The sequence below is a fragment of the Nonomuraea mangrovi genome (assembly GCF_042681425.1).
GTDB lineage: Bacteria > Actinomycetota > Actinomycetes > Streptosporangiales > Streptosporangiaceae > Nonomuraea > Nonomuraea mangrovi.
On the sequence record NZ_JBHUFV010000061.1, the window covers coordinates 868,124 to 892,254 of the forward strand.

At 70.3% G+C, this 24,131-nt stretch carries 27 protein-coding genes and 2 pseudogenes; 14 read left to right on the plus strand and 15 right to left on the minus strand.

Going from position 1 to position 24,131, the window contains the following annotated elements; translation table 11 throughout:
- The first annotated feature begins 54 nt into the window (after positions 1-54).
- Positions 55-690 carry a DUF4386 family protein gene (locus tag ACFSKW_RS43020; protein WP_379580166.1) on the plus strand — a complete coding sequence of 212 codons (636 nt, stop codon included), beginning with the start codon at positions 55-57 and terminating at the stop codon, positions 688-690.
- Between the two features lie 19 nt (positions 691-709).
- On the opposite strand, the gene ACFSKW_RS43025 is transcribed toward ACFSKW_RS43020, so the two are convergent.
- The 5 genes from ACFSKW_RS43025 to ACFSKW_RS43045 all read right to left on the minus strand — a co-directional run bounded on the left by ACFSKW_RS43025 (position 710) and on the right by ACFSKW_RS43045 (position 6,767).
- The gene (locus ACFSKW_RS43025) at positions 710-1,954 is read right to left on the minus strand and encodes a M20 metallopeptidase family protein (protein WP_379580168.1); all 1,245 of its coding nucleotides are present in this window, start codon (positions 1,952-1,954) and stop codon (positions 710-712) included.
- Complete coding sequence (locus ACFSKW_RS43030) at positions 1,951-3,099, minus strand: amidohydrolase family protein (protein ID WP_379580170.1); 1,149 nt, start codon at positions 3,097-3,099, stop codon at positions 1,951-1,953. The genes ACFSKW_RS43025 and ACFSKW_RS43030 overlap by 4 nt, the downstream gene beginning before the upstream one ends.
- Positions 3,089-4,345: a type I glutamate--ammonia ligase gene (locus tag ACFSKW_RS43035; protein WP_379580171.1), complete on the minus strand. Its 1,257-nt coding sequence runs from the start codon at positions 4,343-4,345 to the stop codon at positions 3,089-3,091. The genes ACFSKW_RS43030 and ACFSKW_RS43035 overlap by 11 nt, the downstream gene beginning before the upstream one ends.
- Positions 4,342-5,793, minus strand: coding sequence for an APC family permease (locus tag ACFSKW_RS43040; RefSeq protein WP_379580173.1), 1,452 nt, complete (start codon positions 5,791-5,793; stop codon positions 4,342-4,344). Before ACFSKW_RS43040 ends, ACFSKW_RS43035 begins: the two co-directional genes overlap by 4 nt.
- A 113-nt stretch (positions 5,794-5,906) precedes the next feature.
- Positions 5,907-6,767, minus strand: coding sequence for a MurR/RpiR family transcriptional regulator (locus tag ACFSKW_RS43045; RefSeq protein ID WP_379580175.1), 861 nt, complete (start codon positions 6,765-6,767; stop codon positions 5,907-5,909).
- 398 nt (positions 6,768-7,165) lie between these two features.
- Here ACFSKW_RS43045 and ACFSKW_RS43050 point away from each other — a divergent pair.
- Positions 7,166-7,438, plus strand: a pseudogene (locus ACFSKW_RS43050) (IS701 family transposase); the annotation flags it as partial.
- A 10-nt stretch (positions 7,439-7,448) separates the two neighbouring features.
- Here ACFSKW_RS43050 and ACFSKW_RS43055 read toward each other — a convergent pair.
- Complete coding sequence (locus ACFSKW_RS43055; protein WP_379580178.1) at positions 7,449-7,955, minus strand: F0F1 ATP synthase subunit B; 507 nt, start codon at positions 7,953-7,955, stop codon at positions 7,449-7,451.
- Between the two features lie 164 nt (positions 7,956-8,119).
- On the minus strand, positions 8,120-8,527 hold the full coding sequence (locus tag ACFSKW_RS43060; RefSeq protein WP_379580180.1) for a sensor histidine kinase: 408 nt from the start codon (positions 8,525-8,527) through the stop codon (positions 8,120-8,122).
- A gap of 31 nt (positions 8,528-8,558) precedes the next feature.
- On the opposite strand from ACFSKW_RS43060, the gene ACFSKW_RS43065 reads away from it, so the two are divergent.
- Both ACFSKW_RS43065 and ACFSKW_RS43070 read left to right on the plus strand, forming a co-directional pair.
- Positions 8,559-9,386 (plus strand): tetratricopeptide repeat protein, encoded by an 828-nt coding sequence (locus tag ACFSKW_RS43065; protein WP_379580181.1) that lies wholly within the window; start codon positions 8,559-8,561, stop codon positions 9,384-9,386.
- Positions 9,387-9,712: 326 nt separating this feature from the next.
- Complete coding sequence (locus ACFSKW_RS43070) at positions 9,713-10,618, plus strand: RDD family protein (RefSeq protein ID WP_379580183.1); 906 nt, start codon at positions 9,713-9,715, stop codon at positions 10,616-10,618.
- Positions 10,619-10,867: 249 nt separating this feature from the next.
- On the opposite strand, the gene ACFSKW_RS43075 is transcribed toward ACFSKW_RS43070, so the two are convergent.
- On the minus strand, positions 10,868-11,299 hold the full coding sequence (locus ACFSKW_RS43075; RefSeq protein WP_379580185.1) for a hypothetical protein: 432 nt from the start codon (positions 11,297-11,299) through the stop codon (positions 10,868-10,870).
- Positions 11,300-11,810: 511 nt separating this feature from the next.
- Here ACFSKW_RS43075 and ACFSKW_RS43080 point away from each other — a divergent pair.
- Positions 11,811-12,617 carry a hypothetical protein gene (locus tag ACFSKW_RS43080; RefSeq protein ID WP_379580187.1) on the plus strand — a complete coding sequence of 269 codons (807 nt, stop codon included), beginning with the start codon at positions 11,811-11,813 and terminating at the stop codon, positions 12,615-12,617.
- Entirely contained in the window at positions 12,614-12,991 is a 378-nt protein-coding gene (locus tag ACFSKW_RS43085) for a GntR family transcriptional regulator (RefSeq protein WP_379580189.1), read from the plus strand. Before ACFSKW_RS43080 ends, ACFSKW_RS43085 begins: the two co-directional genes overlap by 4 nt.
- 191 nt (positions 12,992-13,182) lie before the next feature.
- Here the strand turns inward: ACFSKW_RS43085 and map are convergent, their stop codons facing one another.
- Complete coding sequence (map, locus tag ACFSKW_RS43090; protein WP_379580191.1) at positions 13,183-14,007, minus strand: type I methionyl aminopeptidase; 825 nt, start codon at positions 14,005-14,007, stop codon at positions 13,183-13,185.
- An 85-nt stretch (positions 14,008-14,092) separates the two neighbouring features.
- On the opposite strand from map, the gene ACFSKW_RS43095 reads away from it, so the two are divergent.
- The 3 genes from ACFSKW_RS43095 (at position 14,093) to ACFSKW_RS43105 (ending at position 15,730) form a co-directional block, all read left to right on the plus strand.
- The gene (locus tag ACFSKW_RS43095) at positions 14,093-14,362 is read left to right on the plus strand and encodes a helix-turn-helix domain-containing protein (RefSeq protein WP_379580193.1); all 270 of its coding nucleotides are present in this window, start codon (positions 14,093-14,095) and stop codon (positions 14,360-14,362) included.
- Between the two features lie 497 nt (positions 14,363-14,859).
- Positions 14,860-15,333: a hypothetical protein gene (locus ACFSKW_RS43100; protein ID WP_379580194.1), complete on the plus strand. Its 474-nt coding sequence runs from the start codon at positions 14,860-14,862 to the stop codon at positions 15,331-15,333.
- Between the two features lie 112 nt (positions 15,334-15,445).
- Positions 15,446-15,730 carry a hypothetical protein gene (locus ACFSKW_RS43105; protein WP_379580196.1) on the plus strand — a complete coding sequence of 95 codons (285 nt, stop codon included), beginning with the start codon at positions 15,446-15,448 and terminating at the stop codon, positions 15,728-15,730.
- Positions 15,731-16,240: 510 nt separating this feature from the next.
- Here the strand turns inward: ACFSKW_RS43105 and ACFSKW_RS43110 are convergent.
- The 4 genes from ACFSKW_RS43110 to ACFSKW_RS43125 all read right to left on the minus strand — a co-directional run bounded on the left by ACFSKW_RS43110 (position 16,241) and on the right by ACFSKW_RS43125 (position 18,435).
- A complete protein-coding gene (locus ACFSKW_RS43110) occupies positions 16,241-16,807 on the minus strand; it encodes a DUF6461 domain-containing protein (RefSeq protein WP_379580198.1) in 567 nt (188 codons plus the stop codon).
- 184 nt (positions 16,808-16,991) lie between these two features.
- Entirely contained in the window at positions 16,992-17,147 is a 156-nt protein-coding gene (locus tag ACFSKW_RS43115; protein ID WP_379580200.1) for a hypothetical protein, read from the minus strand.
- Between the two features lie 47 nt (positions 17,148-17,194).
- A complete protein-coding gene (locus ACFSKW_RS43120) occupies positions 17,195-17,368 on the minus strand; it encodes a hypothetical protein (RefSeq protein ID WP_379580201.1) in 174 nt (57 codons plus the stop codon).
- Positions 17,369-17,502: 134 nt separating this feature from the next.
- Complete coding sequence (locus tag ACFSKW_RS43125) at positions 17,503-18,435, minus strand: LysR family transcriptional regulator (protein WP_379580203.1); 933 nt, start codon at positions 18,433-18,435, stop codon at positions 17,503-17,505.
- A gap of 110 nt (positions 18,436-18,545) precedes the next feature.
- Here ACFSKW_RS43125 and ACFSKW_RS43130 point away from each other — a divergent pair, with 110 nt between their 5' ends.
- Positions 18,546-19,364 carry a 3'(2'),5'-bisphosphate nucleotidase CysQ gene (locus tag ACFSKW_RS43130; protein WP_379580204.1) on the plus strand — a complete coding sequence of 273 codons (819 nt, stop codon included), beginning with the start codon at positions 18,546-18,548 and terminating at the stop codon, positions 19,362-19,364.
- Positions 19,365-19,405: 41 nt separating this feature from the next.
- The gene (locus tag ACFSKW_RS43135; protein WP_379580206.1) at positions 19,406-20,002 is read left to right on the plus strand and encodes an NADPH-dependent F420 reductase; all 597 of its coding nucleotides are present in this window, start codon (positions 19,406-19,408) and stop codon (positions 20,000-20,002) included.
- Between the two features lie 217 nt (positions 20,003-20,219).
- On the opposite strand, the gene ACFSKW_RS43140 is transcribed toward ACFSKW_RS43135, so the two are convergent.
- Positions 20,220-20,558 (minus strand): Tn3 family transposase, encoded by a 339-nt coding sequence (locus ACFSKW_RS43140; protein WP_379580208.1) that lies wholly within the window; start codon positions 20,556-20,558, stop codon positions 20,220-20,222.
- On the opposite strand from ACFSKW_RS43140, the pseudogene ACFSKW_RS43145 reads away from it, so the two are divergent.
- A pseudogene (locus tag ACFSKW_RS43145) lies at positions 20,515-20,853 on the plus strand (erythromycin esterase family protein); the annotation flags it as partial. The gene ACFSKW_RS43140 and the pseudogene ACFSKW_RS43145 sit on opposite strands and share 44 nt — an antisense overlap.
- A 163-nt stretch (positions 20,854-21,016) precedes the next feature.
- On the opposite strand, the gene ACFSKW_RS43150 reads toward ACFSKW_RS43145, so the two are convergent.
- Entirely contained in the window at positions 21,017-21,619 is a 603-nt protein-coding gene (locus tag ACFSKW_RS43150; RefSeq protein ID WP_379580210.1) for a TetR/AcrR family transcriptional regulator, read from the minus strand.
- Between the two features lie 89 nt (positions 21,620-21,708).
- Here ACFSKW_RS43150 and ACFSKW_RS43155 point away from each other — a divergent pair, with 89 nt between their 5' ends.
- Positions 21,709-22,932 carry an MFS transporter gene (locus ACFSKW_RS43155; RefSeq protein ID WP_379580212.1) on the plus strand — a complete coding sequence of 408 codons (1,224 nt, stop codon included), beginning with the start codon at positions 21,709-21,711 and terminating at the stop codon, positions 22,930-22,932.
- On the plus strand, positions 22,929-24,104 hold the full coding sequence (locus ACFSKW_RS43160) for a glycoside hydrolase family 1 protein (protein WP_379580214.1): 1,176 nt from the start codon (positions 22,929-22,931) through the stop codon (positions 24,102-24,104). Before ACFSKW_RS43155 ends, ACFSKW_RS43160 begins: the two co-directional genes overlap by 4 nt.
- Positions 24,105-24,131: the final 27 nt, after the last annotated feature.

Sequence of the window (24,131 nt, forward strand, 5' to 3'; positions counted from 1 at the left end):
AGGAAACCCTATACGGTGTTTAATGTTAAACACCGTTCAGAGTTAGGAGCTTCCATGAGATGGACCTTGATCGCCGGCGTGCTCGCCGCCAACCTCGCCTTCGTCGGGCTGGGCGCGGTCTTCGGCTACCCCGGCGTGCTCGCCGAGCCTCCCGCCCGCATCCTGGCCGCGTTCGCCGCCGACCAGGCCGCGATCAGCGCCTGGTTCCTGCTGCTCGCCCTGGGCGCCGCGGCCCTCGTCCCGTCCGCGGTCCTGCTCGGGCGGCGCCTCCCGCCCGGCCCCGCCGCCACCTTGTCGGTGCACGCGGGTGTGCTGGCCGGCCTCGTCCAGGCGCTGGGGCTGCTGCGCTGGCCGTTCGCGGTGCCCGCTCTGGTCGACGCGGCGGACCCGCGCAGCGCGCAGACCGTCTTCGCCGCGCTCCACGGATATCTGGGCACCGGAATCGGCGAGACCCTGGGCTACCTGCTCACCGCGGCCTGGACGCTCCTGGTCCTGGCCGCCCTCCCTCGGCCGCCGCGCTGGTTCGCCGCGCTGGGCGCCGCCTCGGCCCTGGCGGTCGCGGCCGGTGTCCTGGTCCCGCTCGGGCTGCGCGGCGCCGACCTGGCCAACTTCGTCGGCTACCTCGCCTGGAGCGCCTGGGCGATCTGCCTGGCCATCCGGTACGGCCGACGGGTCCCGGCACCCGTGTGACGGTCACGTGGCGAAGCGTCTACCACTGCTGTCCGAGGGATGCGCCGCAGGCCAGGGAGGTGGCACCGTTCTCGGCACCCCCAGGCTCGACGAGGATCCGCGCCGCGGCGAGATAGGCGGCCAGCAGGCTTTCCGCGACCGCCGCCACGCTCTCGTCCGCGGGCAGAAACGTGGGAGCATGCAGCCCCGCCGTCGTGTCGGTGCCGACGAAGAGCATCAGCGACGGCACCTCGGCGGCGAAGTAGGCGAAGTCGTCGGCGCCGCACGACCGGAGCGGCGCCGACACCGTGTGGCCGAAGCCGCCGAGCAGCGCGGCGGCCTCGGCGGCGAGGCGGGCGTCGTTCACGAGCACCGGCTCGCCACGGAGGATCCGCACCTCGGCCTCGCACCCGTGCGCCTTGGCGACACCCTCCGCGACCGCGCGAAAACGTTCGTGAAGCTGGGCCCGCCAGGACTCCGACATCGTCCTGAGCGTGCCCCGGGTAACGGCCTCACCCGGGATGGCGTTGGGCGCGGTGCCCGCCTCAAGCGTCCCGAAGGTGACCACGGTGCCCACCATCGGGTCGGCGTCGCGGCTGACGAGCTGCTGCGCGGCCACGATGATCTGGGCAAGCGCCGGTATCGGGTCCCTGGTTAGATGCGGGTAGGCGGCGTGCCCGCCGCTGCCCCTGACGATGAGTGTGAACTCGTCGGCGCAGGCGTTGACCGGGCCGGGGGTGCAGGCCACCGTTCCGCCGCCGAGCACGGGCTGGACGTGCGCGGCGACCATGGCCCGCACCTGGTGCGCGGCGAGCGCGCCCGACTCGACGATGTCGAGCGCGCCCGACGGGTAGGTCTCCTCGCGCGGCTGCAGCACCGCGATCAGCGGCGCGGGACCGCCGGTCCTGTCGACCGCCCTGGCCAGCGCGACCAACGCGGCGAGGTGGACGTCGTGACCGCAGGCGTGCATGGCACCGTTGGTGGCCGCCCAGGGCACCCCCGTCTGTTCCGTGATCGGCAGGGCGTCGAGCTCGCCGCGCACGCCGACCGCGGGGCCGTCGCCGCCGATGCGGACCAGGGCGCCGGTGCCGGCCACCGGATCCGGTGCCGCCGCGGCGGGCAGGGCGTCGAGCACCTGCTTGAGGGTCGGCCCTTCCTGCCCGGACACGCACGGCTCGGCGTGCAGCCTGCGCCGCAGCTCGCAGGCCGCGGGGAGCTCGGCGCGCAGCGCGGCGAGCAGGCGTTCGCGCGTCTCGCTCGGGGTGCGCTCGATCCGATCCGTCACGCGTCGTCTCCCAGGCGGTAGACGCGACGCGCGTTGTCCTCGCCGATCATGGTGGCCACCCGGACCGCCTGGGCCGGCGACCACTCCCCGCCGGCCACGAAACCGCCAAGGACACGGGTCATCGCCCGGCGCCACAGCAACGCTCCCAGGTGGTGCAGCTCGGCCGGGCCCCAGGCGTCGGAGGAGAAGAGAATCTTGGCGAACGGCGCCAGCTCCAGGCTCTCCGCCACGACGGCCACGCTGCGCGCTCCGGTGTAGTTCACTCCGAGGCCCACGTCGAAGTAGACGTTGGGGTAGACCTGGGCGAGGTAGCCCGCGTTGCGGTGGAACGGATAGCAGTGCAGCAGGAGCAGAGGTACGCCGCTGGGCTCGGCCCGCTCGATGAGCCCCCGCAACAGCAGTGGGTCTGAGCGGTGCAGGTCGACGTCAGGATCTCCGTAGCCGATGTGGAACTGCAGCGGAAGCCCGCGCTCGATCCCGGTCCAGATCAGGTGACGCAGCAGCACCGGATCGTCGACCCGGACCGTCGCGGTCTCCTCGATCGCCCGCAGCCATCGCCCCGCCGCCGCCGTGACCTCGGCGGGGGTGGGCGGGCTCGGGTCGAGATCGAGCCCGTGGCGGTAGGCGACGATCGTCTTGAGACCGCGGGCCGTACGGCTGCGCTTCCACAGCAGTTCGGCGAAGCGCGCGGCGAACCCGGCCGCGCTGACACCCTCGGACACCACCTGCTCGGCCACCGCCTCCAAGCGCACGACCTCCTCGGCGGGCCGCCCGGTGACCTCGGCCATGCCGGCGGTGCCGAGGATCTCGTCGCCGCGATAGCCGGTCTCCACAAGGAAGTGGCCGATCCCGCTCGCGGTGAGCAGCCGCCTGTTCACCTCCGCGGCTCCGAGCTCGGCACGTCGCGCCATATACGCGTCGGGCGGCGCGTGCGGGTCGAGACCCAGCACGGGCGCGCAGTGCCGCAGGATCGCGAAGCCGATCTGGGAGTCGAACTGACTCATCCAGCCGGGTACCGGCCGGTCCGACTCGGTGATGAGCTCCTCGAACTCCGCCCTGGACAGGTCGTTGCCCGAGGCGCCGTGGACATGGTGGTCCACCAGCGCGATGGCCTCGATCGACTGATCGAGAGACTCAGAAGACATCAGCGATCCTCCGGCAGCTTTCCACGTCGTCCAGGCCGTCGAGCGCTCGCGATTCCGTCCGCTTGACCGACAGGTACGTGTCGATGAGGTCGGGCGCGAACAGGCCGCGCACGACCTGGTCGGCCTCGAGGGCGTCGAGCGCCTCGTCCTGCGACTTCGGCAGCGGCGGCACGGCCGCGAGCTCCGCCTCGGTCACCGACTCCGGCCAGACGACCGGCTCAGGGTAGCCGCGGCGGATCCCCTCCAGGCCGGCCCTGAGCAGGACGCCGAGCGCGAGCCATGGGTTGGCGGTCGCGTCGGCCGCGCGGAACTCGACGTTGAACTCGTCTCCCGAACCAGGGCAGATGCGCAGCATCGCCTCCCTGTTCCGCTCGGCGAGGAACACCCCGCCCGCGCTCCACCGGTGTGGGGTGAGGCGCAGGAACGACACCGGGCTCGCCGCGGTCACCGCGGTGAGCGCGGCGGCGTGCCGCAGGATTCCCGCACAGAACCTGGCGGCCGGCTCCGACAGGCCTCCCGGCCTGCCGGGGTCGTGCATGGCCCCGCCCTTGAACGACAGGTGGATGTGCACGCCGTTGCCGCTGCCCTCTGGGTGCAGGATGGGCGCGAAGCAGGCGCGCAGCCCGCGCCGCCTGGCGAGGTCGCGGACGAGCTCTCGCAGCAGCACGGCCCGGTCGGCGGCGGCGAGGGCGTCGGTGGGGGCGAGCGTGATCTCGTGCTGTGCCTCGCCGTACTCGGGCAGCCAGGTCTCGGGCGCGAACCCGTTCCGTTCGAGGAGCGCCACCAGATCGGAGCCGAACGGCTCCGCGGCCCTGTATCTCTCGAAGGAGAACGGCCCTGTGGAGTCCGGCGATCGCGGCCCGGTCAGAGTGAATTCGTGCTCGAACGAGGCCACCGGGACGAGTCCCAGCTCCGCCCGCAGTTCCTCGACGGCGTCGGCGAGGAAGGCGCGGGGGCAGCACTCCCACGGCGTGCCGTCCGGCAGCGTCTGCCCGGCCAGGTACAGCCGCGTCCCCGGCACGTCGCCGTCGGCCGGGATGTCGGCGCGCGTGGCAGGGGCGGGCAGCAGCCGCAGGTCGCCCGTCGAGCCGAACGGATTCTCGGCGATGGTCCCGAAGCAGGTCAGAGCCAGGTCGGCGGGCACCCAGCCGGTGCCGCCGCGTAGCACCGCGGCCTCTCTGGAGGCGGGTACGGCACGGCCGCGCGTGTGCCCGGCCAGGTCGCAGGTCGCGATGAAGACGTTCATGCCGTCCTTCCCGCCCCGGCGACCGCCTGCTCCTCGGGACGGGCCAGCTCGGCGCTGAGGCCCTCCCCGATCCGACCGGCCAGGCCGGGAGCGGCCAGTACGACGGCCAGGCCGACCAGGCACCAGGCCGCGGCGATCCACGGGAAGTAGCTGAGTGGGCTGTCCTGCCCCGCCGACTGGTTGTAGAAGACGAAGCACAGGTAGGCGATGGCCAGCACCGGGATCGCGATCTCGCGCTTCGGGATCCCGCCGCGCCCGTTCACGATGAACGCGACGACACCCGCCCCCGCGACGGCATAGGCCACCAGCAGGCAGAGCACGCCGAGGGTGGCGAACCAGTAGTAGGCGTCGAAGGCGCTCACTCCGCCCAGGTCGAGGAACACGTCGGCGAGCGCGGCCACGGCGAGAGCGACGACCAGCGAGACGGAGGGCACCCCCGTTCGGGGATCGGTGCGGGCCAGGACGCGTGGGCCGAAGCCGTCACGGGAGAGCGCGAACAGCAGCCGGCTCGCCGCCGCCGACGAGCTGATGGAGGCCGCGAACGCCGACGCCATCGCGGTGAAGGCGATCACGAGGGAGAACCAGGTGCCGACGTAGGCCTCGGCGAGGGCGGACAGCGACGACTCCGCCCCGGCGAAGGCGGACACCCCGCTCTCGCCGGTGCCGAAGCCGATGGTTTGGGCGAACATCACGAAGACGTACAGCACACCGGTCAGCAGCACGCTGCCGGCCAGGGCACGCGGGATGTTGCGGCGCGGGTCGGCGGTCTCCTCGCCGAGCGACGCGCACGCCTCGAATCCGGCCCAGGACAGGAACGCGAACACGGTGGCGGTCATCACCGCGCCCACGGTGGTGCCCTCCATACCGAAGACCGACAGGTCGAGCGTCTGACCGCCGGGCGCGGTGCCCGCCCCCGCGCGGGCCACGATGATCGCGCTGAGCACGAGCATGCCGAGGATACCGACACCTTCGACGAGCAGCAGCGTGCGAGCCGTCACGCGGGATTCGCGGGAGTTGACCACCCAGACACCCGCGGCCGTCACGACCGCCACGGCGAACCAGGGCACGCTCCAGGACAGGCCGAGAGCGGACACGAAGGCTTCGGTGAACACCGCCGTGGCGGCCAGCGTGCACACGGCGAAGAACAGGTAGGTGCCGAGCAGGGCGAATCCGCCGAAGAATCCGGCACGGGGGCCGAGGGTCACTCCGGCCAGCGCGTAGACCGAGCCCGCGTGGTTGAAATGGCGCGTCAGCCGGACGAATCCATAGGCGACCAACGCCACGCCGATCAGGCCCAGGACGAAGACGAGCGGCACCGCCTTGCCCACCGTGCCCGCCACACCCGCGCCGTTGAGCGCCATGGCGAGTGTGGGACCCATGAGCCCGACGGACAGAGCGAGCGCTTCCCACAGTCGTAGTTTGCGAGGCGGGCGCAGTTGTTCCGGCATGGCACCTCCCGAGAGGGGGCGGAGACGGGCCGGCGGTCGCGCGGCCCACTTCCCAGCATGAAATAGAACATTCATGACGCCCGTCAAGAGTCAGGTTTGAAATTTTTGTTTCACTAGTCCATCGTGACGTGCCCCGCGATCTCCTCGACCTGCCGCAGGCGGGTCTCGCCGGCCTCGCCCAGCCGCTGGGTCACGCCCGCGACCACCGTCTCGACCTGTGCCATCGCAGGGACGAGGCTGTCGAACGGGCTCGGCGCCTCGACGCGGGCCGGGATGACGAGGTCGGCGACGTCCGAAGCGGGTGACAGCCAGGGATCGGTGAAGAGCACGATCTTGGCGCCCCGATCGTGCACGCGCCGCGCGAACTCCACGATGTCTCGCTGGTAGCGGCGATAGTCGAACACCACGACCACGTCCCGGCGTCCCGCGTCCGCACAGAACGCCGCCATGTTCTCCGGCCGCGCGTCGAGCACCCTTGTCGCCGGGCGGAGCAGCCTCAGGTGCATGTCCAGATACTCGGCGAGGATGTGCGAGTAGCGGCCGCCGATCAGTGTGATCCGCCGCGTCGTGTCCGCCAGCAGCGCGAGGACCTCGTCGAGTTCGGCGTCGGACAGCGCGGCGAACGACTCCTCCAGCCGCTGACGGAAGGCCGCCGCCGCTGACAGCCTCAGAACCCCCTCCCCCACCTGCTGACCGAGCGTGAGCGGCGACGCCCGCCGGGCCTCGATCTCCTCCCGCAGCGCCTGCTGGAACGCCCGGTAGCCGGCGAAGCCCAGTCCGGCCACGAACCGCACGACCGTCGGCGCGCTCACCCCCGCGCGCTTGGCCAGCCGCGCGGCCGTCTCCAGCCCGGCCGCCGGATAGTTGGCCAGAAGGACCCGGGCGACCTGCCGCTCTCCCGGTGACGCGTCCGCGAGGCTCCGTCTCACCCGCTCCGCGACCGAGACGAACACCTCCGCGCTCTCTTCAGTCATCGACGCCTCTCGATCAGGGTTGTCCCGCCCATCATTCTCTTAGCCGCACGCCGACCGGGCATCCCCGCGCTCTTCTCTCACCCGGAGACGGTGTTCCATGCGTGTTCCGGATCTCGCGCTGAGGGAGGCGACAGGATGAAGCAGCTGCGGCCTCCGCTCCGATACCCGGTGAGCCGATGGTGAGGAACGAGAAACCGGATCGTCGACCGCGCCTTGCCACCACTCGCGGGCGATCGTGAGCCGGAACTCCTGAGAAACCGTCCATCGGCTTGGGGTCGCGGCTCCTGAGTGAGGCGGCAATCAGCAGTGGCATGCCTGCGCCCAGGCAGGCGCTGAGCACGGTGACGCCGCCGACCGCCCGCCCGTCACCCCAGAACAGCCGCTCGCCCACCCGCGCCACGGCCGGCACTTCACGTACAGGCAGCGGCACGGCGGGCCGGATCGAGAACCGCCAGATCGGGGTGATCCTGGCCTACACCACCCCAGCGGGGCGGACGCTGCTGGATCGACGGCTCCACCTGCCCGAGCACACATGGCCGGCCGAGGCCGCGGCGCGGGGTGGCCGACCGGCACCGGAACCGCTACCGCGCCGGGCAGGGCGCCACGTGCCCGCGCTGGTATGCCTGGGCTCGGGCTCGCATCGATGAAGCGCGGCCCAGGGGTATCGGTGGCCGCGTTACCTCACGAGACCGTTCGGTTGTCCAGCTCGTCCAGGAATCGCTCCACGATGCCGGTATCCCGCACGTCCACCTCCAATGACTCCCCAATGACGCGGCCCGCCAGGTCGGTCGACAGACGGCCGATCTCCGGGCGGAGTTGGGCGAACGCCGCCTGCCTGTCAGCCTCGATCTGGGCGTGCGCCGTCCCGATGAGGTGGCGAGCCTGCGCCTGCGCCTGCGCGCGGAGCTCAGCCCCGATCTGCGCGCCCTGCTCGCGGGCCTCCTCCCGCAGCAGCGCCGCGTCGCGCCGGGCCGCTTCCAGCCGCTCGCGGTATTGCCGCTCCAGATTCCGGGCCTCGGCGCGGGCCTCCTCTGCCCTCATCATTCCGCCGTCAATCGCGTCGGCCCGCTCGGCCAGCGTCTTCTGTATGCGCGGTACGAGCAGTTTGCCGATGACGAACAGAGTGACGAGGAACATGACGAGTCCGATAACGGGCTCGGAGTAGTTGTCCGGGAAGAGGGGGTTCACGAATGGACCTTTCGTCAGCGGGGTTGCCAGAGGCCCACGCGCGGCGAATTGCCGGCGCGCACATCGAGGTCAGCATCTCGAAGAGGAACACATCTAAAGCCAACGCCTTGGTCGTGAACAAGACGAGCCTAAAAGCGCTCGTACACGTAGTACATCTAATATATCTACCAGCGCGTACGTGGCACTGCGCCGCTGATCGTGATATCGCCGCCCGGCGTGCCATTGATGCTGAAGGAACCGCCAATCGCAGCCCGCATCACAGCGATCCCAAAACCAGGACGAAGCGTCTCGAACCTTTGTCCGTCGTCACTGATCGTCAGCCTCAAGCCGGATGTGCTGACCGTGATGACGACAGAGACAGTGCGAACCTGGCCGCATTTTTCGATATTGGATAAGGCCTCGGTGATGCAGACGGAGACCGCCGCCATCACGTGGGCCGGTACGATTTCATCTGGAAGCGCCCATATCTCTACGTTGACTCCAGCATCCCTGGACCACTGCGTCAAGTATTGAGCAAGAGACTCTCGGGAGAGCACTTCATTACCCGGCATTACCTTGGCCCGCTCGGCCATCAATCATCTCCATAGAAAACGCGACTCGCGTATGGCGGTCGCCCCGCCCTCGTCAGGGCAGGCTCAGCTCAGGGTCCTGCCGAAATGGGCGGCGGCGATATCTGCGGCGAGCATCAACCACGAGCGGCTGGGGCACTACCCACGTGCCGTCCACCACCTGATACAAGCCCTCTCCTGCGCGCGCGAGGTCGGTGATCCGATGGACGAGGGCCGCGCCCTGAACAACCTCGGCTTCACCTACTGCCGGCTGGGACGCTACGAGCTGGGCGCGAGTCACTGCCGGTCGGCCCTCACCATCGCCCGCCGGTTCGGTTACCGGACGATGGAGATCATCGCGCTGAACAATCTCGGCGTCGCCCACGGGATGCAGGGACGCCACCAGAAGGCCCTCGACCATCACGACCGGTCCCTGGCCCTCGGCCGCGAGGCGGGCAGCCTTGCGAACCAGGCGGGCACGCTGGTCGAACTCGGCAACCTCCATGTGCGGTTGAACCGCCACCGCCAAGCCCGCGACTGCCACCACCAGGCCCTGGCCCTGGTCGCCGAGGCCGGCGACCCCGTCACGAAGATCACCGCGTTGAACGGCCTGGAGCAAGCGGCATGCTCCATGGACGACCCGGCTGAAGCCCTCGAACATCACCATCAAGCCTTGACGCTGGCCATCTCGATCAGCCATCCATACGGCCAGGCCTGCGCTCATCGCGCCATCGGCGACGCCCTGTACATCACCGAGCACATCGCCGCCGCCACCGAAGTATGGCAGCAGGCTCTGAAGATCTTCATGGATCTCGGTACCCCCGAAAAGGAGGGAATGAGGGCGCGTCTTAGAGGACTTGAACCCACGACCCAGGGATTATGAGTCGGCTGGATCGGTGCCGCCCAGTGTCATTGTGGATAGCTGTGGCCGGGGTTCTCCCCGCTGTCGTGTCGGCCTGTACAGCCTCCGCAGGATCAGGATGAGATGCCGTCTCCATGCCGGTTGCCGTCACGCTGATCCTGACGTGGATGCGGGTCGCCTCCCCGGCTGGCACGCGGGCAACCGTCGCACCTGACGGGGCTGCGCCTGCGTCTCACCCGTCGACGAGACCGAGGCCATCGTCCTGCAGTGGGACCCGCCACCGTTAGAGACAGGCAACAGGGCAGGCGTCCCATGCCGCTAGGGTGTCGCGAAAAACGGAGATCATCTTGTCGCGATCAGCCCAGCTCGCTTGGGCGGCCGCCCTGGCCGCCGCCGCGTACCCGACCTGGGACGCCTGGCAGATCGAGTACGGGTCCTCCTATGCCGTCCTCGGCTGCGTGGGGTTCTTTGACGGAGGCGGCTTCGGCCTCGCCAGACTTGCGTCGGCCCCTCTGGGGGACGCCTACGACATCGCGAATGCGGCCGTCCTGTGCGGCGTGCCCTCGGTCCTCGTCCTCACGGGGTACCTCATGTCGGCTGCCACCGGGAACGGGGCCATCGTCGGCCGCCGCGTGGCCGGCCTGCTCGCCCTCCTTGCGATCGTCGGACCGGCCAGCCCTTCCTATATGCATGAGGACGGGTGCTCGACGATCCCCGTTCTCAGCGGCGAGTGGTTCGCGACCGTGCTGAGAGCCTATGGGCCTGCGCACTCGGCCCTCCTGGTCTCCGCGTCGCTGGTGCTGCTGGCCACCAGGACGGCGAGGGAAACCTGGCCCAGTGGGTTCCCCGGCCGCCGGGGAGCGGCGTTGGCCATCGACTACGTGATTTTCGTCGCCTTCCTGGGCCTGTTCGAGGGGCGGCTCAGCAGATGGGACTACGGTCTCCTGAACTGGTTCAGGGTCAACGAAGCGGCATCGCTGCTTGCCGCCGCGGCCGCGTTCCTTTACGTCCTGACGGGACGGACGTTCGGCAAGCGGCTCATGCGCCTCCGCGTCGTCTCCGCCGACACCGGCCACTGGCCGGGCTGGCGCAGGGCCGCGGTCCGCGCGCTCGTCTTCCCGGTCCTCGTCTGCGTGTCACAGTTCGGGCTGGTCGTGCTCTTGGTGGACGGGCTGTGGGCGGTGGTCGACCCGGCCGCTCGCACTCTGCGCGACCGTCTCGCCGGCACCCAGGTCGTTCGCGACCTGCTGTGAGGCGCTCAGGTGGAGGCGCCCTCGTGATCGGATGCTCCTCGCCGACGACTTGCCGGCCACGTGATCGGATTTCAACTGCCTCCGAACCCGCGTCATATCCCTGATCTCCGTCAGTCGTGACGAACGCAAACGGGCCGCCGGAGGCCGGCGAGGAGCTTGTAGCGGTGTTTCACTTCCTTTCGGCGAGGGTTCGTGCGGGAAGGGCGGTCGTGCTGTGGCGATCGCCGCAGCCGGTCGTCAGGGCGGCCGCTAGGAGGCGGGAGTGAGGTTGACGACCGCCTTGGCGGGGTTGGGGAAGGTGAAGGTGGCCCGGCACGTCCCCGCGTTGGTGTAGGCGAAGTTCGAGAAGCCGGCGCTGACCAGGCTGGTGCCGTAGAACTTCAGTTCCCGCCCGTCGGGGGAGATGGTGATCTTCGCCGGGTCGGTGCGCTCCACCTTGAAGATGCCGATACCGGTCATGTAGGCATCGCCCTGCTGCTCGGCCGACTTGGCGGTCCCGTCGGGGTTGAGCTGGACGAGGATGTCCCAGTTCTCGTTCTGCAGCCCGCCGCCCCAGGCGATGCAGGTGAGCTTGACGGGCTCGGGCGCCTCCTGGGCGGTGTCGGCGAGCGCGGCCCGGGCGGGCAGGGCGAGGGCCGCTGCCGCGATGGTCAGGGCGGCGATGCGCTGAAGAGATCTCACTGCATGACTCCTGTCGGGTCGAGGTGGTGCGCCGTGATGGCGTGAGATCACTTTCGGAAGGCCGGTGCCGTGTCCACCACCCGTGGACAGCGCATGCGGACAACGACCGGACACCCGCCGGGCCTGGACAGCGGCCGACGAGCGAGAAAGGGAGCGAAGGCGGGTGTGTCTGATCGTGATGATCCGGCAGACCCAGGATGGGCGTGGACATCAGCCAGGATCAGCCTCCGGGAGAGGGGTCCCGGCGGTCATGGCTGTGAATCCTATGAGGGTTCGAGGCCCTTCCCCAAGGTCAGGGTCAGTGTTCCCTCGCGGAGCTCGGCCTCGGCCGTCCGGGCGCGCACCCCAGGAAGGGGCCGGCGCCGGCCGCCGTCCACTTGATGGTCCACGGCGACGGCCGCCGCTGAGCCGAGGCCCGCGTCACCGGGACGGCGAGAGCCCACGGGGCGTTGACTTTGTCGCAAGGTATGACGCACCATGTTGCTACAAAGCTTGCGACAAAGGAGGGGCTATGACCCGTGAACCGTTAGCCGGCCCGCCGGCGCGTGAGGCCGATCTGCGACTGGCGGACGAGTGGCTGGCTCTGCACGACCTGGCCGGTGCCCGCTCGACCCCGCTGCTGGCCAGCCGACTGGCGGTCCGGAGACGCGCCCGCCTGGCCACTTACGTCATCCTGGCCGCGCTGATCATCGTGAGCGCCCTCGCCGCCACTTCCGCTTTCGGCGGCCTCCAGCCGCATCGCCCGCTGCCGCTGCTGGCCCTGGCCGCGTCGGTGGCCGGGCTACTGCTGGCACAGTCCCTGCTCGACCGGTGGGTGCGACGCGTCGACCAGCGGGCGGGCGCGACGCTGTCGCGCCGGGCCGCCCATCCGATCCAGCCCGGCTGGCGGACCGTGCTCGGCCGGCCGTACGCCATTTTCGCCGTCGCCACGTTCGCCAGCGCGATGGTGCTGGCCGCAAGCGCCCTGGCCGTTCCCGAGCCCACCGTGCGGCAGTTGGCCGTCGTCGTGCTGATCGGCCTGCTCGGCGCGACGGCCATCACCGCCATGCAGCTGCGCCACCTGCTCAGCTTCCCGGTCGTGGCGGAGGACGCGGAGTCGCTGACCGCCGACGTCATCATGCGCGTCGAAGACGCCCGCGAGCTCACCACGCCGAACGTGCAGTGGTCGCTGCCGGTGGTGCTGTTCGGCACCGCGCCCGGCTGGTGGAATGCCGCCGCGGTCGCCTACCTGATCCTGAGCCTGGCCGCGTGCGTCGCACTCCATGCCAAGACGCCGTCGTGCGCGACGGTGGCTCGGCGGGCCATGAGCGCCCGATGATCGTCATCGACGCGGCCTCGCCGGTGCCGCCGTTCGAGCAGCTGCGGGCCCAGCTCGCCCGGCAGATCCAGGACCGCACGCTGGCCGTGGGCGCCCGGCTGCCGACCATCCGCCACCTCGCGGCCGACCTCGGCCTGGCCGTCAACACGGTCGGCCGGGCCTACCGGGAGCTGGAGGAGGCGGGGCTGATCGAGACGCGCGGGCGGGCGGGCTCGTTCGTGTCGGCCGCCGGCGAGGAGGGCCGGGAGCGGGCCCGCCAGGCCGCCGCCGACTACGCCGCCGTGATCGCCAGCGTCGGCATCGACGCGGCCGAAGCACTCCGCATCGTGCAGGCGGCTCTGAAGTCCGGCGCGGCAGCGCCGGCCTCGCCATGACCGCGAGATCCCACCGAGGAACCCAGGAACAGCGGTTGGCGGTACAGGCTGGCAGGAGCGTAAAGCGCCACGTCACGGCCGCTGCGTCGGCGGTCCGGCCTGGACCGCCGACGCACACCCGAAGACACCGGCATCTCGGCGCTGACTGCGAGCACCGTTCGATCGGGCCGGCATCGGTTGAACAGGGCGATCTAGGCGTCCTTTGTGGATGGCCGACTGGCGGAATCAGCCCGCGTTGCCGGGTTCTCCGGTTCACGCCGGGTGAGCACCAAGGGGGCGTCCTCGGTGATGGCTACCGTGTGTTCGGAGTGGGCTGTGCGCGAGCCGTCCGCCGACCGGATGGTCCAGCCGTCGGCGTCGTAGACGATCCGGTCGGTCGTGCGGGCGAACCAGGGTTCGAGCGCGAGGGTCAGGCCCGGCCGGAGCGTAAGGCCGCGCCCCGCCCGGCCCTTGTTCGAAACGTGGGGGCCCTCGTGCATGGTACGGCCAATGCCGTGGCCGCCGAACTCGGTGTTGACCGGGTAACCGTAGTCGTGGGCTACCGCCCAGATGGCCGCCGAGATGTCACCCAGGCGGTTGCCAGGACGTGCCACCTCGATCGCCGCCTCCAACGCTTCCTCGGTGGCGCGGATGATCCGCAGGTCCTCCTCGGCAGCAGTGCCGACGACGACCGTGCGTGCCGAGTCGGCCACCCAGCCGTCGACGCTGACCGCGAGGTCCGCGCTGAGTACGTCGCCGTCACGCAGCGTGTAGTCGTGCGGTAGGCCGTGCAGGACGGCGTCGTTGACCGACAGGCAGATGACGTTGCGGAACGGGCCACGTCCGAAGGACGGCGCGTAGTCCCAGTAGCACGACTCTGCCCCGCGCCGTTTGATCATGCCGCGCACGTGGCGCTCCAGGTTCAGGAGGTTGACGCCCACGTCGGCGAGTCGGCCGACCTCGGAGAGCACCTCGGCGACGAAACGCCCGGCCACGTGCATGCGTTGGATCTCCGCAGGCGTCTTCAGTTCAATCATGAATACCTCGCGTCACAGGGTTGGTATAGTTATACCGGGACCCTAACACTTGCCGGTATAGTAATACCAGCCCTATCCTGGGGGCATGGTCCGCCAACCGCTCACACCTGAGCAGATCGAAGCCGGCAAGCGTCTCGGCGCCCTGCTGCGCCACGCGCGAGCGGGACGCGACCTCGCGGAAGTCGCACACGCGGCCGGCATCTCACCGGAAACCCTGCGCAAGATTGAGACCGGACGACTGCCGTCCCCCGGATTCGGCACGATCGTCTGCCTCTGCGAGGCACTCAACCTGCCGGTGCAGGAGTTGGCAGCCACCTGGCGCGGCAACGACCTACCGCTGGAAGCCGCCTCGTAGCCGCCGTTGCACCCGCCCACGGCATCCCGGTGCACACCGGCCGGCCCCTGCGCCTGTTGACCTGACCCGCCCCCCGGCCCCCGGGCGCTGGGGGCGGCCCGATCGCCGGCTCGCCACCCGTACACCGAGTTGGTCGACGGCCGCCGACCCACTGCTCGAGCTGCAACAAAGCGTCGTGGGAGTCGAAGGCACCGACCACGGTTCGAGGAGCTGCCCCTCAATACCGAGCGGGCCGTCGGCCGGGTGGCAGTGGGCGATTCGGTGACCGTGCAGATCGTGCACGTCGATGCGATGCGGCGGCGCATCGAACTCTCGCGCCCTTCCTCCTCGACAGCAGAACAGACAGGTGGATGAACGATTGATCGAGAAGCCGCCGATCAATAGTTACGCAAGGTAAAGTAAGTCTTACATTTAGTGATTTGGGTCCTTGGTGTCGGGGGCAGAACGGTGGGCGTAAACGCGTCCGCCGCCTTCTCCCTTCACACCAGGAGTAACCCATGCTCACTCGTCCCCTGCTGGTCCTGACCGCCGTCACGGGCCTGACCGCGGTACCCGGGACGGCCTCGGCCGCTACAGCGCCGCCCGCCACGATCACTGTCACCAGCGCGCAAGTCGGAAGGGCCGCCGATGAAGTCGTTGTTCGCGGCACCGTCACCTGCACCTTCGGGCCCGCCACGATGGAGCTGAAGGTGCAGGTCTTTCAAGGCACGGTGGGGATAGACAGGATCACGTCCCAGACGGCACAACCTGCCCCTGCCATCAAGTGTGACGGAGTAGAACATCAGTGGAGCGCGGAAGTTCAGACCGATGTGCTCGGCCCACAGTGGCGCCCCGGCGAAAAGGTGACGGTCTCCACCATGATCGGGACCTACCGCTCACCCACTGACCTCCGTACCTACGCGAGGAAGATGCACGAGACGGTGCTCGCGGCCAGAGAGTTCGTCGACCTGGCCGACCTTCAACCGGAGTGATCAGCGGCCTGCCGGGCCGGCGTCGCTACAACCCTGGTGGCCAAGCCGGGGGCGGACCCCAGCGTCGTCTTGAGGACACGTCGTCGGCCACGCTCGCCCGCAGGCTGACCCGATGGGCCGAATCGACACCGTCAAGGCGCCCAAGACGCCGCCCCGCCCAGCCGCGGCCACCGACGTCGCCAGGGCCCTGGCGATGATCTGCACCCGGCGGCCGCGCAAGGAGCTGCCGCTGAACCAGCTGCGCGACCGGGTACCGTTCGAGACCGCCCATGTCTACGGCGCTCCCGTGCAGCTTGGAGAACGCTTGAGTGATCGCATGGGTGCCACTGATGTCGTGGCCTTGAGCAGCGCTCTGGCGTGGCCTTCGGATGATCGTCGCGGGGGTCCGAGTAGTTGACAGTGCCTGTCTAACGATCTACCGACGTACACGATCCGCACACGCGAGCAACCAGCGAGCGACCAAACATGATCAACAACTCGCGTAGAGAGTCTGGAGAATCGTGAAACCACAGGTCAAGCACGGCGTGGAAGAGCAGGGCGGGTGGGACTTGAACCCACGACTCACGGATTATGGATCGGTCGTTGATGGCTTCGTAATGCGGCGGCCTGCGGCTATGAGCTATGGCATGGTGACGCGGTGAAGATCATTCCGCATGTGTTCCGCAGGGGTCGCACTCGTACGCCTCTGGATGCGACCGACGCATGAAGTACGTCGATCTCAACGCGTCGATGACCCTGCCCGGTGGAGATGCTATCGACGGTGTCATCAGTCCGGTCGAGTACCTGAAGCGACTTCCCGAGTTCGCTGACGCGCTACCAGTGGGTGCCGCTCGCTGGAATGATCTCCGGCATTGCGCCGCGCCTCCCCGCATGGGTACAGCTTGGGGCGCCAAAAGAGCGCGGGTCGTCACCGGTAAGGATCAAGGTGTTCGGTGGGGCCGAGCAGGGCGGGGCCGGCGTAGCGGGCGGGGGACAGGTGGACACCCGTGGCCCGTTCGGCAAGGGCGAGAGCCCGGGAGACGGCATCGTCGGGGAACTCGGGCAGCTCGCCGTCGACGTCCATGCCGAGGGCCTTGACCCCCGACTCAAGCCGGTCGGGGTCGGAACCCCTCCGGTAGAGATAGGAGTACAGGTCGAACGTGGTCACCACTTGGCCGTCGACGCAGTAGGTGAAACCATCATCCGTCGTGGTCGCGAACACCGAAGCCGCGACTGTGCCCACGGACAGCAGGTTGGCCTTGTCGTAAACGATGCCTGCCCAGCCGCATTCGATCAGCACGGTTCCGCCGTCGGCTCCGATGGCTGAGACGCCGAATCCGGACTCGCCCAGAGGACCCGGCGCGATGTCGATCCGTTGCAGGGCGTCTTCAGGGGACAGGTCCCGTATGAAGCTGGCGTAGAGCCACGTGTCATCGGCATCGTCGGTGAACTCCCGGTAGAGCCATGCGTAGGTCGCCGCCGTCGCGCTGCTCATCCATGTGCCTTCCGTACGGTCCATATCGCAGTGATCATGGCAGGGAGGGCCGACAACTTCCCTCGTGGTTCATTGCGCCGTCAGCTTGGGAACTGCACCGATCACGGCGGGGGCGCTGAACTGCGCGGAAGACCGGTCCTGGGTGCCCATGATTGACTCGTCGCCCTGTCTGATTGCACGACGATCAGTCCGCGACCTGGCATGACCCGAGAGTTGGGCCATAGCGCACGATCAGATCGCGGATCTCCTCGGCGGTTGACGGCCGGCCCTGCTTGGCGGGGTAGGTCCACTTCTTCTTGACCAGCCGGCGGTGCCAGGCGAGCAGTGTGCCGGGCGTCACGATGCGATGCAGCCGGAGGCGAGCGGGTAGCAGCCTGGCCAGCGCGGTCAGGAGCGCCCGATCGGCCCAGTCCGGCCTGGGCCGGGCGACCTGGCGACGAGCACCGCGACCTCATGCCGCAACACCAAGATCTCCACTTCTTTGAAAGCGGAGCCCCGAGCGAGCAGCACCGGCCAGCCGAACATCCTGACCACCAGCAGATACAGAAGTCGAAACAGCACGAGAGTCGAGCCTGGAAGTCCAGGTCAGAACCTCGTTGCCAGTTCTGGCACCGGACAGGGTCCGCACAGCGGCCGGCCGTGCGGCATCAAGGTGGTCGCGTGGGCGAATGGGTGTAGCGGCCGGACGGCGCCGACTACGACGCTCCACACATGGCCAGCGCGGTTCGCGCCAGCCCGCGCAGCCAGGCGTGGGCGTGGTCGGTGTCGTAGCGCTGATGCCACGACAGGTATATCGGTGCCGACGGTAGTTCGAGCGGGAGGGGGAGCACGACCAGGCCGAGGTCGGCGACCGCTGACCGCGTGGTGGCTTCGGGAACGCTGATCAGGAGATCGGAGCCGCGCGCGAACTCCAGCGCGGCCGTTTCCGTGGGCGCGGTCGCCACCACGCGGCGGGTGAGGCCGAGCCGCGCGAGGGCGTCGTCGAGGGCATTGCTGAGGTTTCCACGTCGCGAGACGGTGACGTGCTCAGCGGCGGCGTACTGCTCTGCGGTGACGGTCCTGACGCGGGTGAGGGGGTGCCCCTGCCTCACGACGATGACGAGGCGGGTCTCGCCCACGTTCTCGGCACGGATGTCCGGTGCGCTCGGGCGGTTGGCGTTCGCCTCCAGGTCGACCTCGCCGCGCCGCAACTCGGGGGTGTCGATGCTCGATTCCGCGACGAAGCGCAATCGCACGCCCGGCGCCTGTCCGCGCACGGCCGCGAGCAGTGCGGGGCCGCTCAAGGCGACCAGGGAATCGTGCCAGCGGAGTGTGAAAGTGCGCTCCAACGTTGCCAGATCGAGTTCGCGGCTCGGTGCCAGCACCCCCTGGACCTGGTGCAACAGCTCGTGCACCTGTTCCCGGACGGCGATCGCATACGGCGTCGGGGTCATCGTGCGGCCGGTGCGCACCAGGATCTGATCCCCGGTCGTGCGCCGGATTCGGCCCAGGCTCCGGCTCATCGCGGGGGCGGTGACGTGCAGGCGCGCGGCCGCCCCGGCCACACTTCCCTCCTCCAGCAGCGCGTCGAGCGCGGCGAGCAGATTCAAATCCAATTGCATGTGAGTAATCCTAGTCGTGCTTGACATGCATTTGAAGTTAATTAAGGGGCTCTATACCTTCGAGACGAGAGCGCAAGACGGAACGCACAGCTTGGCCCGAACAGCCTCATCACCCCTCCTCACACGGGAGTACCACCATGTCCGAAACGCTTCAGACCACTGACATCGCCGCCTCCGACGCCGACCTGCTCGGCCAGACCGCGATCGCCGTGCGCGCGGCCGGTTCGGCGCTGCGCGAGCGCTTCGGCGAGGTAGTCCGCTACCAGACCCGCGAAGAGCTGATGCGCGCGCTCGCCGCCAACGACGACACGGCCCTCGAGATCCTGCGCCCCCGCCTCACGAGCCTGCGCCCTGACGCCGGCTGGGTGGAGGACGAGCTGGACGGCGGGGCGCTGCCGCCCGGCGAATGGTGGGTCGTGGATCCGGCCGAAGGCAACGTCAACCACCTGCACGCCCTGCCGGAGTGGGCGGTGACCGCCACCCTCGTGCGTGAGAACCAGCCGGTGCTCACCGCGGTCCACCTGCCGTTGACCGGCGAGACCTACACCGCGCTCACCGGCGCGGGCGCCTACCTCGACGGCCGGCCGCTGCGCGTCTCCCAGACCGCGGACCTCGGCCTGAGCATCGTGGCCACCAGCCAGGCCCGGCCGGACGAGGACGAGAAGGTCGTGCGGCGCGTCGGCTCCTCGATCACCGCGATGCTCTTCGACGCGCTCGTCGTCCGCACCGCCGTGCCCGCGACCCTGCACCTGCTGAACGTGGCCGCCGGCCGGATCGACGCCTTCTGGCAGTTCGCCGGCGCCCGCGCGGACCTGCTGCCCGGCGCGCTGCTCGTCACCGAGGCCGGCGGACAGATCTCCGACGCCGAGGGCCGCCCCTGGACCCCGCAGAGCGAGAGCTTCCTGGTGGCCGCGCCCGGCGTCCACGCCGAGGCCGTCGCCACGCTCTCACGCTGACCGCGCACCACAATCTGCACGCACGGAAGGACCAGATCATCATGACCACGATCGCAGTTCTCGGAAACGGCCGCGTCGGCGGCATCCTGGCCACAGCCCTCACCCGGGCAGGGCATGAGGTGACCGTGGCGGACCGCGCGCCGGGCGCCGCCGCCGACGCTGCCCGGACAGCCCAGATCGTCATCAACGCCACCCCGGGCGCCGGCTCGCTGGACCGGCTCGTCGCCCTGCGCGAGGAACTGCACGACAAGATCCTCGTCGACGTCTCCAACGCCACCGTCGACGGACCGGACGGACTGCCCGCCGACCTGATCTACCCCGGCTCAAGCCTCGCCGAGCAACTCCAGGAAGCGCTCCCCGAAACGCGCGTCGTCAAGACACTCAACACCATGCTCTTCCCGGTGATGACCGCGCCAGCCACGCTCACCCAGGCGCCCGACGCCTTCATCTCCGGCGAGGACCCGCAGGCCAAGCAGACCGTCCGTGAACTGCTCATCGACCTCGGCTGGCGCAAGGAGTGGATCACTGATCTCGGCGGGATCCAGACCGCCCGCGCCACGGAGGCCGCGATACTGTTCGTACCACACGTGATTCGGTCCAGCGGATTCGCGCCCTTCGCGATCTCGATCGCCCGCTGATCCGCACACAGGGCACCGCCCCCGGCGGGCCCACATCCAGAACGGATACGACGGCGCAGCCAGGGCCGGCGATTCAGCGCCGGACGGCGACCCGTGGCCACCCTTCCCGGGGCCGTCGGCCTCGCACCGAGGAATCGGCCCATCTCACGGCGGACGCGCTGGCGGAGCTGGTCGCGAATCTGCCCGCCGATACCCGCGGCGGCCGCCGGCACCGGCCTCACACTCGCCGATCCACGTGCGCGTGCGTGTGCATGACGCCGGGGCCGTCGCCGCGCAGCGGGCTGAAGTCGACGTCCAGGTGCGGGTTGTACGCCTCGGGCTCAAGGCCGAGTTTGCGGGTGGAGTACTCGCCGAAGCGCCGGATGTGCTCGGTCAGGTAGGGCGAGATGTGGGCCAGGTCCTCGGGGCCGACGACGTGGCCCTCCTCCTGGAGCTGGCGCACGATCTCGGCGATGTCCAGGGCGTCGCGGAAGATCACCGCGTACGAGCGCTGGAGTGCCATGGCCGCGGTCATGGGCCCGGGGAAGCCCGTCGGCGGCTCGCTGAAGGCGAGCACGTTGCGGACGATCGCCGACGACCTGGTGACGGTCCTGCACGCCCAGGCGCCGGGCCTGGCGGCGGCCTCCTCGCCGGTCGCCTGGCGGCACGCCGAGACGCACGGCAGGGCCTCGATCGGCCTGCTGCGTTACCACGCGCAGGCCGCCGAGCGGCGTACGCCCGCCGCGCGCTGGTCACTGCTGGGCGGCGTGCGCGACACGCTGATGGCCGAGAACCTGCCGGCGATCCGCGGCGTCGGGCGGCACCGCGGCCCGACCCTGGTGTTCGCGCACAACCTGCACCCTCCAGCGGCGTCCCGTCTCGATGGGCATGGCGACATGGACGTCGAGTTCCTCAGCGTCGGCGCGATCATGGCCGCGGACCCGCACCGACACGATCCCCGAGCAGGGGTACTTCCCGCTCGACGGCGACCTGCCGCGGCGCTGCGACGCGGTGCTCCACGTCGCATGGCGGGACCTACCGGGCGGCGGCGGCCGTCGCCGCCTGGAGGAGCTGGGCCAGGCGGTCGAGGTCACCCTCCAGGTCGACGTCGGGGTCGAGCAGCCACTGGGCCTGGAGGCCGTCGGAGGCGGCGATCAGGATGCGCGCCGCGAACGCGGGATCGACCCGCGGCGCGGGCGCGCCGGGCCGCGTCTCGGCCGAGCGCCGGAACTTGCGGGTGAGGAGGTCGCGCAGCTCGCGGTAACGGCGGGTGAAGAACCGGTGGGCCGCGTGGCCGGGGTCGGGGGCGGCCGCGGTCATCTCCAGGAACAGCCGGACCAGGCCCGGCGTCTTGGCGGTGTGGGCGGTCACCGCGGCGAGGTCGTCGACGGGCCCGTCGGGGTCGAAGGTGGCCCGGTCGGCGGCGTCGCGCTCGGCGAGGATCGCCACGAACAGCTCGTCGCGGGCCGGGAAGTAGTGCAGCAGGCCACGCTCGCTCAGCCCGGCACGTTGCGCGATCGCCCGCAGGGAAGGCCCGGCGCTGTCGCTGTCGGCGTAGGCGGCGAGCGCCTCCTTCAGGATCTGCTGCCGCTTGGCGATCCCCTTGGCGTACGGGCCGCGGCGAGTGGTCTGGGCCATGGACCCGACAGTACTAGCCATCAAAAACACAGTATCACTGGGTTTTGGTGCTAGCGTGTCGGCACGCCCCCCGCGCTAGGAGATCGCCGATGGCCGAGACCCGTACCGTTGCCCGTGCCGAGGTGCCGCTCGGCAGACTCGGGCCGTTCCTGCTGCTCGGCCAGTTCGCCTGGGCGCTGCCGGGCGCGGCGAGCGGCACCCTGCTCGCCGCGTTGCTGGCCACCGCCGCGCCGGAGCACAAGGTGGCGGTCTTCACCGCGTACTCGGTGGCGGGGGCGGTGACCAGCGCGATCGGCACCGTGCTCGGCGGGTTGCTGTCCGACCGCACGCGCAGCCGCCTGGGCCGGCGCTCGCCCTGGCTGCTCGGGTCCGCCCTGCTCTCGGCGGCGGCCCTGGCCGCGGCCGGGCTCACCACCGACCTCGTGCTGATCGGGGTCTGCAACGCGGTGTTCCAGCTCGGCGTCGGCGCCTGGACGGCCGCGCTGTCGGCGCTGATCCCCGACCACGTGCCGGCCGGGGCGGTGGGCCGGGCGTCGTCGTTCGCCGGGTTCGGCTTCCTGCTCGGGCAGACCGCGGGCGGGATCGTGGCCGGCGCGCTGGTGACCTCGCCCGTACGCGGGCTGATCGTCGTACCGTGGATCATGGTGGTGGCCGCGGTCGTGGTCGCGCTCGCCGTGCCCGGCCGGGACAACCGGGACGAGCCGCGGCCCCCGGGCGGCCGGATCGTGCGTGACCTGCTGCCGCCCGCGTCCCGCGACTTCTGGCTCGCCTTCGCCGGGCGGTTCCTGTTCATCCTGGCGATCCTGATGATCACTGTGTTCCAGCTCTACCTGCTCACCGACTACCTGCGGCTGCCCATCGAGGAGGCGGGCAGGGTCGTCGGCCTCGCGACGTTGCTCGTGGGCGCGCTGTCGGCCGTCTCGGTGGTCGTCGCGGGCGTGCTGAGCGACCGGCTGGGGCGGCTGAAGCCCGTGGTCGGGGGCGCGCCGGTGCTGCTGGCGGCCGGTCTCGTCCCGCTTCTCGCCGCGCCCAGCCTGGCCACCGGCCTGGTCCTCTTCGCGATCGTGGGGGTGACGCTGGGAGCGTACCTGTCGGTCGATCAGGCGCTGATGGTCGCGGTGCTGCCCGATCGCGAGACCGCCGCCCGCGACCTCGGGGTGCTGAGCATCGGCTCGACCCTGCCCGGCGTCGTCGCGCCCGTCGTGGGCGGCGCGCTCGCCGGGGCGGTCGGCTATCTGGCGGTCTTCGTGGCCGCCCTCGTCCTGGCGGTGGCAGCGTCCGCCGTCGTCCTCGGAATCAGGAGTGTTCGATGACCCGTTTCCCGTCCGGCTTCCTGTGGGGTGTCGCGACCGGCGCGCACCAGACCGAGGGCGGCAACGTCGCCAGCGACTGGTGGCACCGCGAGAACCGGCCCGGCACGGACGTCGCCGAGCGCTGCGGCGACGCCGTGGACAGTTACCACCGCTGGCCGGAGGACCTCGACCTCGCCGCCGGGGCCGGGTTCACCGACTACCGGTTCGGCGTCGAGTGGTCCCGGATCGAGCCCGCCGACGGCCACGTGTCGCCGGCGGCCGTCGCGCACTATCGGCGCGTGGTGGAGGGCGCGGTGGCGCGCGGGCTGCGGCCGATGGCGACGCTGCACCACTTCACGCTGCCGTTGTGGTTCGCCGCCGGCGGCGGCTGGCTGCGCCCCGACGCCTCCGACCGGTTCCTGCGGTACGTCGACGCGCTCGCCCCCGTCCTCGACGCCGGCGTCGCGTACGTGGAGACGATCAACGAGCCCAACATCGTCGCCGTCTTCCCGAAGCTGGCCGCCTCCGGCGGGCTGGCCCGCGGCCTGCCCGTACCGGACGAGGCCACCGCCGAGGCCATGATCGCGGTCCACCGGGCCACGGTCGCCCGGCTGCGCGCGAACCATCCCGGCCTGCGGGTCGGCTGGGGCGTCTCCGTCCAGGACTACCAGGCCGAGCCGGGCGCCGAGGCGGCGCTGGAGGCGTACGCCGAGCCGCGCGACCAGATGTTCCTGCGCGCGAGCGCCGGGGACGACTTCGTCGGCGTGCAGACGTACACCGGCGCACGGGTGCTCGCGGACGGCTCGGTGGCCGGGAACAGGGCGACCGAGCGCACGCAGACCGGCTGGGAGTTCACCCCGGCCGCGCTGGGCGGTGCGGTGCGCCGGGTGGCCCGCGTGCTGCCCGACGTGCCGATCGTCGTCACGGAGAACGGGGTCGCGACCGCCGACGACACCCGCAGGATCGTGTACACGACGGGCGCGCTGGAGTCGCTGCGCGCCGCGATGGACGATGGCGCCGACGTCCGCGGCTACTTCCACTGGAGCCTGCTGGACAACTGGGAGTGGGGGCACTGGGGGCCGACGTTCGGCCTGGTCGCCGTGGACCGCGCCACCTTCGCCCGGCTGCCGAAGCCGTCGCTGGCGTGGCTGGGCTCGCTCGCGCCGACGCGGACGCCCGGGGAGGGCGCGTGACACCCCGATGCGCACCGACACGATCTT